This is a genomic window from Tistrella mobilis (assembly GCF_041468085.1).
GTDB lineage: Bacteria > Pseudomonadota > Alphaproteobacteria > Tistrellales > Tistrellaceae > Tistrella > Tistrella mobilis_A.
In genome coordinates, this window is record NZ_CP121014.1 from 1 (window position 1) to 12185 (window position 12185).

12 protein-coding genes are annotated in these 12185 nt (G+C 67.6%); 6 read left to right on the forward strand and 6 right to left on the reverse strand.

The genetic code is table 11. From position 1 onward, the window contains the following. The first annotated feature begins 587 nt into the window (after nucleotides 1-587). Both P7L68_RS00005 and P7L68_RS00010 read left to right on the forward strand, forming a co-directional pair. Nucleotides 588-1628 (forward strand): AAA family ATPase, encoded by a 1041-nt coding sequence (locus P7L68_RS00005; RefSeq protein ID WP_371998952.1) that lies wholly within the window; start codon nucleotides 588-590, stop codon nucleotides 1626-1628. Continuing rightward, a complete protein-coding gene (locus P7L68_RS00010; protein ID WP_371998953.1) occupies nucleotides 1628-2530 on the forward strand; it encodes a ParB/RepB/Spo0J family partition protein in 903 nt (300 codons plus the stop codon). The genes P7L68_RS00005 and P7L68_RS00010 overlap by 1 nt, the downstream gene beginning before the upstream one ends. A 60-nt stretch (nucleotides 2531-2590) precedes the next feature. Here the strand turns inward: P7L68_RS00010 and P7L68_RS00015 are convergent, their stop codons facing one another. Further along, the gene (locus P7L68_RS00015) at nucleotides 2591-3127 is read right to left on the reverse strand and encodes a GNAT family N-acetyltransferase (RefSeq protein ID WP_371998954.1); all 537 of its coding nucleotides are present in this window, start codon (nucleotides 3125-3127) and stop codon (nucleotides 2591-2593) included. Between the two features lie 586 nt (nucleotides 3128-3713). Here P7L68_RS00015 and P7L68_RS00020 point away from each other — a divergent pair. Next, the gene (locus tag P7L68_RS00020; protein WP_371998955.1) at nucleotides 3714-4247 is read left to right on the forward strand and encodes a PadR family transcriptional regulator; all 534 of its coding nucleotides are present in this window, start codon (nucleotides 3714-3716) and stop codon (nucleotides 4245-4247) included. A gap of 14 nt (nucleotides 4248-4261) precedes the next feature. Here P7L68_RS00020 and P7L68_RS00025 read toward each other — a convergent pair whose 3' ends face one another. The 4 genes from P7L68_RS00025 to P7L68_RS00040 all read right to left on the reverse strand — a co-directional run bounded on the left by P7L68_RS00025 (nucleotide 4262) and on the right by P7L68_RS00040 (nucleotide 9362). Beyond that, a complete protein-coding gene (locus P7L68_RS00025; RefSeq protein ID WP_371998956.1) occupies nucleotides 4262-4708 on the reverse strand; it encodes a nuclear transport factor 2 family protein in 447 nt (148 codons plus the stop codon). A 44-nt stretch (nucleotides 4709-4752) separates the two neighbouring features. Beyond that, complete coding sequence (locus tag P7L68_RS00030; RefSeq protein ID WP_371998957.1) at nucleotides 4753-6849, reverse strand: FAD-dependent oxidoreductase; 2097 nt, start codon at nucleotides 6847-6849, stop codon at nucleotides 4753-4755. A 91-nt stretch (nucleotides 6850-6940) separates the two neighbouring features. Further along, nucleotides 6941-8272 (reverse strand): triacylglycerol lipase, encoded by a 1332-nt coding sequence (locus tag P7L68_RS00035; protein ID WP_371998958.1) that lies wholly within the window; start codon nucleotides 8270-8272, stop codon nucleotides 6941-6943. A 139-nt stretch (nucleotides 8273-8411) separates the two neighbouring features. Then, entirely contained in the window at nucleotides 8412-9362 is a 951-nt protein-coding gene (locus P7L68_RS00040; protein WP_371998959.1) for a GlxA family transcriptional regulator, read from the reverse strand. A 119-nt stretch (nucleotides 9363-9481) separates the two neighbouring features. Here P7L68_RS00040 and P7L68_RS00045 point away from each other — a divergent pair, with 119 nt between their 5' ends. Together P7L68_RS00045 and P7L68_RS00050 are read left to right on the forward strand one after the other, a co-directional pair. Further along, the gene (locus P7L68_RS00045) at nucleotides 9482-9799 is read left to right on the forward strand and encodes a DUF3817 domain-containing protein (RefSeq protein ID WP_371998960.1); all 318 of its coding nucleotides are present in this window, start codon (nucleotides 9482-9484) and stop codon (nucleotides 9797-9799) included. Next, nucleotides 9796-10203, forward strand: coding sequence for a CopD family protein (locus P7L68_RS00050; protein WP_371998961.1), 408 nt, complete (start codon nucleotides 9796-9798; stop codon nucleotides 10201-10203). Before P7L68_RS00045 ends, P7L68_RS00050 begins: the two co-directional genes overlap by 4 nt. Here the strand turns inward: P7L68_RS00050 and P7L68_RS00055 are convergent. Further along, nucleotides 10190-10891 carry a helix-turn-helix domain-containing protein gene (locus P7L68_RS00055; RefSeq protein ID WP_371998962.1) on the reverse strand — a complete coding sequence of 234 codons (702 nt, stop codon included), beginning with the start codon at nucleotides 10889-10891 and terminating at the stop codon, nucleotides 10190-10192. The genes P7L68_RS00050 and P7L68_RS00055 overlap by 14 nt on opposite strands. A 97-nt stretch (nucleotides 10892-10988) precedes the next feature. Between P7L68_RS00055 and P7L68_RS00060 the strand changes: the two genes are divergently transcribed. After that, the gene (locus P7L68_RS00060; protein ID WP_371998963.1) at nucleotides 10989-12185 is read left to right on the forward strand and encodes an acyltransferase family protein; all 1197 of its coding nucleotides are present in this window, start codon (nucleotides 10989-10991) and stop codon (nucleotides 12183-12185) included.

Here is a 12185-nt window from a genome sequence, read left to right on the forward strand (position 1 = left end):
GACCCGGGACAAAGGTCTGTGATGCCAGCCAAAAAGAGGAGACGGGCATCAACCCCACGCCCCTCCCCCGGCGGGATCTGCGGCATCATCAGACGATTGATCATCCACAATCGACCCGGGCTCTCATCGCTGAAGTCGATACGGCGGCGACTGCACCTGGACAACCGCCGGTACGCTGAATTCGTAACGCTCCGGGCCCCTCCCCTCCCCTGCCGCCAGGGCCTGCGGCGTTACGAGTTCAGCGACACAAAGCCCCGGACTCCGCGGGATTCCGGCCGACAGACGATATGGGTCGCTGACTTTGTAACGCCCGGGTCGTACCGGCGCGGCCGCGCGAAGATGATCGGACTCCGACGCTGAATTGGTAACGCCCAGCCCTGCGGTAAAAACGCGCGGCAACACCAGGAATCAGGTCAACCATCAACTTCTTGATTGATGCGTTGATGGCGGCATGCGATGCTGTCGGCCGTGCAGGGGTCGGGGATCGCGCCCCCTCGACACTGTCCCCATCCTGATGCTCTCCGGCCGCCTGACTCCGGGCCGGCCATCATTTGCTCCGGAAAGGCTCCCCTCATGAGGCTGTCCCGATGAACGGCGAACGCATGCGCGAACTCCGCCAGCAGCTGCGCTTCAGCCAGGCCGACCTGAAGGAAGCCCTGAATCAGATGCTTGGCCGCAGCTACGACAAGCCGAAAATCTCTCGCTGGGAGAACGGGCGGGATCCGATCCCGGCCGATGTCTCGATGGCGCTGAACCGGCTGGTCGAAGGCAAGGGCCGCGAGGCGCGGACGATCGTTTTCGCCAACCAGAAGGGCGGGGTGGGCAAGACCACCAGCGCGCTGAACCTGGCCTATGCCCTCAGTCGCGGTGATCATCGTGTGCTGCTGGTCGATATGGACCCGCAGGCGACCGCCACCGTGGCCCTTCTGGCCGATGGTGCCGTCGAAGCCTATCGCCAGCGCCGGACCATGGCACAGGTGATCCTGGGCGATGTGCCGATCGCCGATGTCGTCATCAGGGCGGGTGAAGAAATCATCCCCGGCCGGGCGCCGCTCTGCGATCTGGCCGCCAGCCATATCGACCTCGCCGAAACCGATGGCCGCCGTGAACCCGGCTTTGACATCACGCTGCGCGAGGCGCTGGAGCAGGTGCGCGATCGCTATGATTTCATCGTCATCGACGCGCCGCCCAATCTGGGCATGCTGACCTGGATGTCGCTGGCAGCGGCCGACGACGTGATGATCCCGGTGCGCACCGAACCCTATGACACCATGGGTGTGGGGCTGATTCTCGGCACCATCAACAAGGTGCAGCGGCGGCTGAACCCGGCCCTCCGGCTGGCCGGCATCCTGCCGACCCAGTATGGACGCCGGAAATCGGTCGATCGCGAGGTTCTGGCCCATCTGGTGCAGGCCATGGGCGATATCGCGCCGGTGCTGGAGCCGGTGCCGAACAGCGCCGTTTTTGGCCATGCCGCCCGCAATGGCCGCATCGCGCTCGAAGCCTCGCCGTCGAGTGCCGCGCCCTCGGTTTATCTGCGGCTTGCCGCCGGCATCATCGGCGACACCCCCCTGCCCCGCGCTGATGTCGATGTCAGCTATGCCGGCATTGACGAGGATGATGTCTGATGGCTCCGCGACGCAAAGCCCCCTCCCCCATTCTCGGTGCCGTGCGTGAAATGATCGCCGACGCCTCCGACACGCTGGTCACCGAGAACAGCCGGTTCAAACACACCTTCGAAGTGGCGATCGACAAGATCAGCCCCGATCCGGATCAGCCGCGCAAGCATATCGACGACGAGGCGATCGCCGAACTCGCCCGGACCATGGAGGAACATGGCCAGCTGCAACCGATCCTGGTGCGGCGCGACCCGGCCGACCGTCGCCACTACATCATCGTTGCCGGCGAGCGTCGCTATCGGGCGGCCCGCCTCAATGGCTGGCCGACCCTGCTCGCCATCGAGCACGATGCCGATCCCGAAATCGCCGCGCTGATCGAGAACCTGCAACGGGTCGACCTGTCGCCGGTGGACGAGGCGCGCGGTCTGGCCCGGCTGATCGAGGGGCGGGGCTGGAGCCAGGCCGAGGCAGCGGGTGTTCTCGGCAAGGCGAAGAGCGAGATCAGCGGCGTGCTCCGGATTCTCACCTTGCCCGATGATCTGCTCGATGCGGTTCTGACGTCAGAACTGACTCTGCCCAAGAATGTGCTGGTCGAGCTTGCCCGCATCGAGACGCCGGCCGTCCGCGACCGTCTGGTTGCCTTGGCCTTCGAGGGAAAGCTGACGGTTCGCGCGCTCAGGGCTGCCCGGGCGGAGGATGATGGCAGGCCTGCGCGGGCGCCGCAGGTCGACGCTGAAGTTGAAACGCCGGCGCCCCGGGCGACCCCCGGCAGGCTGTCTTTGCGTCAGCTCGATCGCCTGGCTCTGGCGCTTGAGGCCGCGGCCCATCGGGGCACGCCGCTCAGCGCGGCCGAGCGCGAGCGCCTGGAAATCGTGCAGCATCACATCGAAGCGCTGCTTTCCGGAAACTGAACGACGCCGGCGACGCTGAAGTTGAAACGGCAGGGTCCGCGGGCTCTGCCGTTTCTCGTTTCAGCCGATGGTCTTAGTCATGAACACCCGCGAGAAACCGTTATCGACCCGGCGATCGGTTTCGACATAGCCATGCCGGGCATAGATCTCGACATTCCGGGTCATCAGCACATGGGTATAGAGCCGGATCTCGCCCAGCCCCAGCTCTGCCGCACGGGCCTCGGTGAAGTCGAGGAGCCGTCGGCCCAGGCCGGTGCCCTGGGCGTGGGGGGCGACGGCAATGCTGTGCAACAGAAGATGATCGGTTTCAGGCATCAGGATGACGAGGCCGTCGGGGCCGTGCCGGCTGCGCCCGGCATCGCCGTCGGCCAGCCAGACCTCCGTTGCGGCATCGGCCAGCAGGGCAGGGATGTCATCGCCCATCGGGCCGGGCTCGCGTCCGATCACCGGTATCCAGGGGGTATAGGCTGCAATCGTCAGGGATGCGATCGCCGCGGCATCATCGGGCGTCGCACGACGAAACACCTCGCATGGTGGCTGAAGGGGCGACGCCCGGGTGCCGGTCCCGGGGCCGTCCGGCAGGTCGATGGTCATCATGTCCGTCCTCGGCAGGGCCGTACTGATATGGAAAGCCGGGCAGGGACGGGCGATGTGCTCGCCCGGCCTGCTGTCCATGATAGAGCCATCCGGGGATGGGTTTCCTGCGTCAAACTGACCAGCCGCCACCGGTGCGTCGGCGGCGCTGATTTTGTAACGGCCGGCCGGTGCGACAGCGGCAGCCGTATCAGCTTCAGCGTCGGTCGCGACAGGACGGCCGGCTTCGCTGAAGATGAAACGGCAGGGGGCGTTCTGATGTCTGAATGCCATAGCTGCGCCGTTCGGGAGACCGGCGCGACCGTTTGCGCCTGTCCTGACAAGGGGGGAGCCCCGCGTTGCCAATTCAGCGTGGATCGGGTGATCGATCACCCTGGCGCGCCACCTGGTTTGTCCCGGCTCGACCGGCTGTGGCGGGGCCTCAGGGCCCGATAATACATGAGGCCGCAAGCCGGCGTATCAAACTCAGCGTTCGGCGTTGCGACTTCAGCGAGGCTTGTCGGGGCAAGGCGGCGGCCGAGAGCCTTGACGCCGGATGCCCGGATCCGGAGAGTGGCCCCGCCTGCCGCCCATGAAAGCCGAACCATCCATGTCCCTCCCCCATGCCCTGCTTACTTCCCTGCTGGAGCGGCCCTGCTCCGGATCGGAACTGGCCAGCCGGTTCGACCGGTCGATCGGCTATTTCTGGCAGGCGAGCCATCAGCAGATCTATCGCGAATTGTCGCGGCTTGAGCTGGCGGGCCTGATCGAAGGATCGGAGCCGGAGGCGAGCCGTGGCCGGCCACGGGTCTGGCAGGTTCTGCCGGCGGGCCGGGCAGAGCTGCTCCGCTGGGTCAATGACAGTTCCGAATCCAAGCCGCTGCGCGACGAGGTGATGGTCCGCCTGCGGGCGGCAGCGGTGCTGGGCGACACCGATCTTGCCGCCGACCTGCGCGACCGGCTGGCGCATCACCGTGCAATGCTGGCACAGTATCAGGGCATCGAGGCGCGCGACTTCACCCCGGCGCCCGAAACGCGCGATGCCCGCCTCCGGCATCTGGTGCTGAAGGCGGGCATCCGCCACGAGACCTGGTGGATCGATTTGTGTACCGAGGCGCTGGAGATTCTGGCCGAGGGGGGCTAGAGCCGGGTGGGGCGTCAGGCCTTCGCCTTGAAGGCCGGCAGGCTGCCACCCACCCGTGCCGCCATTTGGGCCCCCAGCGCCTGCAGGCCGCTCATCGGCCGCACCATCACCTCAAAATCCCGGATCAGCCCGTCGGCATCGAAGCGAATCATGTCGATGCCCTTCAGGCTGCGGCCGTCCACGGTCGCGGAGAATTCGAGCACCACATCCAGCCCGTCATCCGAGGCGAAGCTGCGGTGATAGGTGAAGTCGTGGAAGACCTCGATCACATTGCTCAGCGCCAGCACCAGCGCATCGGCCGAGGCATAGGCGGTATGGGCCATGGGGGAGCGGAACACCGCATCGGGATGGGCGATCTCGCGCAGCCGGCCGAGATCATGGGCCTCCATCATCTCGTGCCAGAGCTGAAGCGAGGCCTTGACCGCCGGGGCGGCGCCGTCGGGAATGTGCAGGCTGGTCATGATCGGTGTTTCCTCCTGTCGGTCTTGTCTGAAGAGTTCTGACGTCAGAACGTCGCGGCGAGGCGTGTGCCCTGGTCGATGGCGCGTTTGGCATCCAGTTCCGCCGCCAGATCGGCGCCGCCGATCAGATGAACCGTGCAGCCGGCGGCCTCCAGCGCCGCCACCAGGCTGCGCTCCGGCTCCTGCCCCGCGCAGATCACCACGCTGTCGGCGGGGATGACCCGGGTCTCGCCGCCCGATGTCACCACCAGCCCGTCATCATCGATGCGTTCATAGGCGACGCCGCCGGTCATGGTCACGCCCCGGGCGTGCAGGGCCGCGCGGTGGATCCAGCCTGTGGTCTTGCCGAGCCCGGCGCCCGGCCGTCCGGTCTTGCGCTGGAGCAGATGTATCTGGCGGGCGGCGGGGCGGGGCGCCGGCTTGCCCAGCCCGCCCGGTGTCGCCGGGTCGGTATCGACCCCCCAATCCCGGGCAAAATCCTCCACACTGTCGGGCCCATGGGCCCCGCCATGGGTCAGCAGCTCCGCCACATCGAAGCCGATGCCGCCGGCCCCGATGATCGCCACCCGATCCCCCACCGGTTTGCGGTCGCGCAGCACATCCAGATAACCCAGCACCTTCGGATGGTCGCGCCCGTCAATCTCCGGCTGCCGCGGCACCACACCGGTCGCCAGAATGATGGCGTCATAGCCGCCGGCCGCCAGCTCCCCCGCGGTCACCCGGTGACCGGTCCGCAGCGCCACCCCCGTCACCTCGATCCGCTTGCGGAAATAGCGCAGGGTCTCGTGAAACTCTTCCTTGCCCGGGATCGTCTTGGCCAGGTTGAACTGACCGCCGATCTGGTCGTCGGCCTCGAACAGCGTCACCTGATGGCCGCGTTCGGCAGCGGTGGTGGCGAAGGCGAGCCCGGCCGGGCCGGCGCCGACCACGGCCAGCCGCTTCGGCGCCGCGGTCGGCGCAATCACCAGCTCGGTCTCGTTGCAGGCCCGCGGATTGACGAGGCAGGAGGTGATCTTGCCACCGAAAGTATGGTCCAGACAGGCCTGGTTGCAGCCGATGCAGGTGTTGATCTCGTCGGCGCGGCCGGTGCGGGCCTTGCGCACGAAATCGGCATCGGCCAGGAAGGGGCGGGCCATCGAGACCATGTCGCAGGCCCCCTCTGCCAGAAGCCGTTCGGCCAGCTCCGGCGTGTTGATCCGGTTGGTGGCGACCAGGGGCAGGCCGACCAGGCCTTTCAGCCGCTGCGTCACCCAGGCGAAGGCGCCGCGCGGCACCCGGGTCGCGATGGTCGGCACCCGTGCCTCATGCCAGCCGATGCCGGTGTTGATGATGGTCGCACCGGCACCCTCGATGGCGCGGGCGAGCATCGCCACCTCGTCGAAGGTCGATCCGCCCTCCACCAGATCCAGCATCGAGAGCCGGTAGATGATGATGAAATCGGGGCCGAGCCTCTCCCGCACCCGGCGGACGATCTCGACCGGGAAGCGGATCCGGTTCTCATACGGCCCGCCCCAGTCGTCATCGCGATGATTGGTGCGCGCGGCGATGAACTCGTTGATCAGATAGCCTTCCGATCCCATGATCTCGACGCCGTCATAGCCGGCCTCGCGGGCCAGGGCGGCGCAGCGGACGAAATCCGCGATCGTCTCCTCGACCTCGGCACCGGTCAGCGCATGGGGGCGGGCAGGGTTGATCGGTGCGCGGATCGCACTCGGCGCGACCAGGTCGCGATGATAGGCATAGCGGCCGAAATGCAGGATCTGCATGGCGATTCGGCCGCCTTCGGCATGCACGGCATCGGTCACGATCCGGTGGCGGCGGGCCTCGTCGGTGGTGGTCAGCATCGCACCCCCGGGCAGGGGACGGCCCCGTTCATTGGGCGCGATGCCGCCGGTCACGATCAGCCCGACTTCGCCACGGGCCCGTTCGGCATAGAAGGCGGCCATGCGCTCGAACCCCTGCGGCGCTTCTTCCAGGCCCAGATGCATCGAGCCCATCAGCACCCGGTTGGGCAGGGTCACGAAGCCCAGATCCAGCGGCCGGGTGAGGGCGGGGAAGGCAGACGAGGGGGGAGGGGAGAGTGGGGGAGGGGAGGTCGGGACAGGCGAGGTCGGGATAGGGGAGGGCAGGTCGTCGGTCATCCTCAGCGCGCTCCGGCTTTTATGCAACCAGTTGCATGAACTCTAGCCGGCGCCGGAGCCCCTTACAACTGGTTGCATGGCGCGCGGGGGCTCAGCCCTCCAGAAGCATGGCCTGGAAGGTATCCAGATCCGGTGCCTGCGGCTTCCAGTCCGCCGGAACTTCCGGCAGCAGCTGCGACGGCGTCAGGCCGAAATTATGGACATACTGGTCGATATGGGTGGCGGTGATCAGCTGGCCGATCTGGCCCAGAACCGTGGCCTTGCCGGTCTGGGTCGGGTTCTGCGCCGTCACCGGGTTGGTGTCGGTGAAGGCCGGCCAGTCGCTCCAGGCCGGGTCGGCTTTCAGCGTATAGCCCTGGGCATCGGTGGTGACTTTGCCCCAGGTGAAATGTCCCCAGTTCGACGAAAAATCCGCCGCGCCGAACATGTCGTGCGGGATGTTGGCATAGGTGATGTTGCGGATCCGGCGTTCCATGTAATGCACCAGCAGATCGACCGTATAGCCCACGCTGACGGTGCCCGAACCCAGCATGCCGAAGATGCTGGGATAGTTGTCGGCCTTGTCCTTGGGCTGGATCACCGTCGGCAGCATGTTCCAGGCGCGCGGCACCACGTCATGCATGTTCACAAGATCGGTCGCCGCGGGATAGCCCTTGCTGAACAGGTCCAGCCAGGCCTGGTTGCCCGGGGTGGCACCGGCCGAGGGCAGCAGATTGACGGCGCCCCAGCCGCTCTTGGCCGGGTCCGGATACAGATAGAAGGCGAGGGTGGGGGAGAGTGCGCCCGCCAGGCTGTGGCCGGTGAACCAGAGCGTCGCGCTGCTGTCGGCCTTGGAGGCCAGGAAGCTTTGCAATGAGCCCTGTTTCGGATCGGTCATGCCCAGAAGGGCGCTGATGCCGGTGGCGGTGCCGGCCGAGATCTGCGGGGTTTTCGCCGGCAGCACCTCGTGCCGCTTCACCGTGAACGGGATCGCCGGCGGCCAGGTGGAGGTGGTGCGGGCGTAGACGTCGAAGTCTTCGTCGATCCAGTCCATGATGTTTTCGGCATTGGTCGCCGCGATCGCCACGACATAGGTGTTGAGCGACGGGCTCCAGGCGACATACATCGAATTGGTGGCGTAGAGCGACAGGATCTTCGAGCCGTGCTTCAGCGGCGCCACCCAGACGCAGGGGCCCCAGACCACCTGCCAGTCGCCGCCCGCCAGCTGGCTGTTCATGGTCGGGAAGAAACCCGGCCAGGCGGGGCCCTGGTAGTTGGCGAAGGCGCCGTCGCTCGACAGATCCTGCAAGGTGCCGCCGTTCAGCCCGGCGGCCATATAGGCGGTCAGCTCGGTATCGTAGCCCGAGGTCGTCGCCTTGATGTTGGCGACGGCATTCGATGCCAGACTGAGTGCGAACACCGTCTGGTTGAGATCATAGGCCATGCGGACCTTCCTCCCCAAAAACTCTCATACGCCGCGACGATGTGCCGATTTGCATGAGACATGTGCAAGACAGGTGATCTTATCACGCGATTGCACGACGGTAAGTTGCAGGTTGAGGAAATTGAACGATTGTTGAGTGTCAGCTTTCGCGGCCTGTCGCGAAGCTGCGCCGCCACTGGCTGGGGGTGACGCCCGCCACCTGCCGGAAGCGCTGGCGGAAGGTGATGGCGCTGTCGAAGCCCGCTTCGGTGGCAATCCATTCGATCGACCGCCCGGTGGTCTCCAGCAGCAGCTGGGCGCGGCGGATCCGCGCGGTCAGCAGCCATTGCAGGGGTGTAGTGCCGGTTTCAGCACGAAAGCGACGCGCGAAGGTGCGCGGGCTCATCCCCGCGCGCGCCGCCAGCCCGTCCACCTCCAGCTTCTGATCCAGATGGGCGCGCATCCAGTCCAGCAACGGCGCCAGCCCGGCTGCCGGCGGCGGGTCGTCCTGAATGAACTGGGCCTGACCGCCGGGGCGTTCCAGCGGCACCACCGCGGCACGGGCGACGCGGGCCGCGACCCGGGCGCCGAAATCGCGCCGGATCATGTGCAGGCAAAGATCCAGCCCCGCCGCTGCCCCGGCCGAGGTCAGAATCTCGCCCTCATCCACATAGAGCACGGCGGGATCGACCGTCACCCGCGGGTACATCCGCGCCAGCAACCCCGCCGCCTGCCAGTGGGTGGTCGCGCGCAGGCCGTCCAGCAGCCCGGCCGCCGCCAGCAGAAAGGCGCCGGTGCAGATCGAGGCGACCCGCGCACCCCGGCGCCGGGCATCCGTCAGCGCGGCCAGGATCGCCGGGTTGGCGGGGGCATGCGGGTCGGCCATGCCCGGCACGATCACGATGGCCGCATCGCCGGCCGCATCGAGCCCGTGCGGCACCCTGAGGCCATAGCCTTCTGCCGCAATCTCGGCCTGCGGCGCCACGACCGTCACCCGGTAGGGCGGGGTGCCGTCGTCGAGCCGCGCGCGGGCGAAGGTTTCGACCGCGGTTGCAAGATCGAAGGGCAGCACGCCGTCGAAGGCGAGGACGGCGAGATGGCGCGGCGGCATGGCTGGTCCGGCTGCGGGCTCTGGCGGAAACTCATCGATCATTGTCGTTCCTGCCACTGGTCGCAAGCCCGTCGACGGCGGCATCCTGCCGCAGTCGATCATCGGGAGAGGAGAGGGACATGATACAGGCGCAAGGCAAAACCGCTTTGCAGGGATTGAGACGGGCCGCCCTGGCGGAAGGCACGACACTGGTTCTGCTGATTCTGGTTGCGGTACCGCTGAAGCATCTGGCCGGCTGGCCGCTGGCGGTGCAGGTGATGGGGCCCGTTCACGGCCTGGCCTTCCTCGCCTGGGTCTGGGCGCTGGTCGCCTCGGCCCCGCTGGCACGCTGGCGGCCGCTGGAACTGGCGCAGCTGCTGGGGGGTGCGGTGGTGCCCTTCGGGGCGCTGGTCAACGACCGGCTGATCCGGCGCAAGGCGGCGGAGATGGCGGCATGACCGCGCTTCTGCTGCTCAAGGCCGTTCATCTGGTGGCGGCGATCCTGTGGACCGGCGGCATGCTGGTTCTGGCGCTGGGGGTGCGTGACGGCCGCCCGGCCGAACCGCTTCTCGCCCGGCTGGGTATCTGGGACAGGATCATCACCATGCCGGCCATGGCGGTGGTCTGGGCCGTGGGCATCACCATCGCCAGCCTGGGCGGCTGGTTCCCCGATGGCTGGCTGCTGGTCAAGCTGATCGCCGTGATGGCCCTGTCGGGGCTGCATGGCCTGCTGGCCGGCACGCTGCGGCGGATGCTGGCCGACCATGCCCACCTGCCGCCGGGCCTTGCCCGCCATGTCGCCCCGGCCGTCGTGGGCTGCGTCGCCTTGATCGTGCTGATGGCCGTGCTCAAGCCTCTTTAGCTGCGGATGTGGTGGCAGGGCAGGAGGCCAGGCTGGCCAGCATGATCTCAACAACCGCCGCATGGGCGGTGGCATCATCTACAGCGGGCGGTTGTGGGTCGCGCAGGCGGTGCATCGCCATCCAGGCCGCCATTTCCAGCAGGGCACGTGCGCGCGCCCGCGTGGCCGGGCCCGGCTCCGTCTCGCCGGCCGCAAGGGCGGCGAAGCGGGTGAGGTCGCGGAAATAGCGGCCACGGAGTTCGCTGCCGTAAAAGGCCGCGACCTCGGGGATTTCGGCCGCGCAGCGATCCAGCAGCCAGATCAGCCGGCGATGGGTGGCCAGCATCTCCAGCATTTCCACCGCGACGGCGCGAACCTCGTCCGGGCCGGCCCGGCCGGCGGCGAGGGCGGCATCCAGCGCCGGCCGGCGCACGCGCCCGGCCGCTGCGGTGACGAGCGCCGCGGCGGCAGCGCCCAGGCCCACGGCCTCGAACCGCGCGGCCCCGGCAGGTGTCAGACCCTGCGCCTCGGCCAGCGCCAGTTCAAACAGTGCCTCCTTACCCGCGACATAGCTGTAAAGCGCGCCGGCCGATAGCCCGGCCTCGCGCGCCACATCGGCCATCTGGGTCAGCCGATAGCCCTGGCGGGTGAAGACGGCAAGCGCCGCCGCGGCGATGTCCTCAAGGCGTCCGGGCTTCTTCAGGCGCATCGCAATCCCCGACCGGTCGCGAGGACGGTCTTTATTTTAATTGAATCGTTCATTCAAGAATGATACACCTAAAACATCAGCCATACAAGGTGACACCATGGCCGGATCCGCCCCCGGACGTTCGCGCGCGATCGATCACCTGCGCAATCTGGTGATCCTTGGTCTGATCCTGTTCCACACCGCCCGCCTGTTCGATGCCGATCCGTGGCATGTGAAGGATATCGGGCGCTATGCCGCCGCCGATGTGCTGATCGGGGTGTTCAACGTGGTGCAGATGCCGTTGCTGTTCTTCCTGGCCGGCATCACCGCCATGCACAGCCTGGCGGCGCGCGGGGCCGGGCGCTATGTGCGCGAACGGCTGGAGCGTCTCGGTCTGCCGCTGGTCGCGGGCATTCTGCTGGTGGTGCCGCCGCAGGTCTATGTCGAGCGTCTGGCCGCGGGCCTCGACGGCCGGTCGAGCCCGATCGACATCGCCCCCGGCACGGGCTTCGTCGGCTTCTATCCGTCCTTCTTCGACTGCTGTTACCCGGCCGCGAATTTCAGCTGGCATCACCTCTGGTTCCTGGCCTATCTGCTGGTCTATGCCCTGGCGCTGCTGCCGCTCTTCCTGATCGCGCGCCGGCCGGGGCCGCGGGCCCGGCTGGATCAGGCCGGCACGCGGATCGCGGCGGCGGGGCCGCCGGCGCTGCTTGCCCTGGGCCTGCCGGTGCTGCTGGCCGAGATCGTGCTCCGCCCGGATTTTCCCAGCACCCATGCCCTGGCCGGTGACTGGGCCAACCACCTGCATTTCGGCCTGCTGATCCTGCTGGGTGGCTGGTTCGCGCTTTGCCCGGCGCTGGGGGCTGCTGCCGAAACTCACTATCGCCTGCTGTTGATCATAGCGGCGGTTGCAACCGCACTGGCGGTCGCCGCCTGGATGACCGGGGCGCTGCCGGTGCCGGCCCTGCGCCGGTGCCTGCGTGTGGCCGGCGAATGGGCCGCCATCCTTGGTCTGCTCGGCTGGGCCGGGCGGCGGCTGGCCCGGCCGATAACCGGGCTCAGCGGCTTCTCGCGCCTCGCCTTTCCCTTCTACATCGTCCATCAGACGGTGATCGTGGTGTCGGGCTATCTGCTGCTCGGCTGGTCCGGTCAGCCGCTGGTCAAGTATCTGGCCATCGTGGCGGTTTCCGGGCTCGTCTCCTGGGGGCTTGCCCGGGCGCTTGCCGCCACCGCACTCACCCGTCTGCTGTTCGGGATCAAAAGCGAACGGCCCGGGATCACCCCGGGCCGCGCGCAGACGTCACGATCGGTCTAG

Excerpts from the sequence above, each read along its gene's own strand:
- P7L68_RS00030 (WP_371998957.1), bottom strand. The coding sequence starts at position 6,849 with ATGACCGACGACCTGCCCTCCCCTATCCCGACCTCGCCTGTCCCGACC.
- P7L68_RS00020 (WP_371998955.1), top strand. The coding sequence starts at position 3,714 with ATGTCCCTCCCCCATGCCCTGCTTACTTCCCTGCTGGAGCGGCCCTGC.
- P7L68_RS00015 (WP_371998954.1), bottom strand. The coding sequence starts at position 3,127 with ATGATGACCATCGACCTGCCGGACGGCCCCGGGACCGGCACCCGGGCG.
- P7L68_RS00010 (WP_371998953.1), top strand. The coding sequence starts at position 1,628 with ATGGCTCCGCGACGCAAAGCCCCCTCCCCCATTCTCGGTGCCGTGCGT.
- P7L68_RS00060 (WP_371998963.1), top strand. The coding sequence starts at position 10,989 with ATGGCCGGATCCGCCCCCGGACGTTCGCGCGCGATCGATCACCTGCGC.
- P7L68_RS00045 (WP_371998960.1), top strand. The coding sequence starts at position 9,482 with ATGATACAGGCGCAAGGCAAAACCGCTTTGCAGGGATTGAGACGGGCC.
- P7L68_RS00035 (WP_371998958.1), bottom strand. The coding sequence starts at position 8,272 with ATGGCCTATGATCTCAACCAGACGGTGTTCGCACTCAGTCTGGCATCG.
- P7L68_RS00040 (WP_371998959.1), bottom strand. The coding sequence starts at position 9,362 with ATGCCGCCGCGCCATCTCGCCGTCCTCGCCTTCGACGGCGTGCTGCCC.
- P7L68_RS00025 (WP_371998956.1), bottom strand. The coding sequence starts at position 4,708 with ATGACCAGCCTGCACATTCCCGACGGCGCCGCCCCGGCGGTCAAGGCC.
- P7L68_RS00055 (WP_371998962.1), bottom strand. The coding sequence starts at position 10,891 with ATGCGCCTGAAGAAGCCCGGACGCCTTGAGGACATCGCCGCGGCGGCG.
- P7L68_RS00050 (WP_371998961.1), top strand. The coding sequence starts at position 9,796 with ATGACCGCGCTTCTGCTGCTCAAGGCCGTTCATCTGGTGGCGGCGATC.
- P7L68_RS00005 (WP_371998952.1), top strand. The coding sequence starts at position 588 with ATGAACGGCGAACGCATGCGCGAACTCCGCCAGCAGCTGCGCTTCAGC.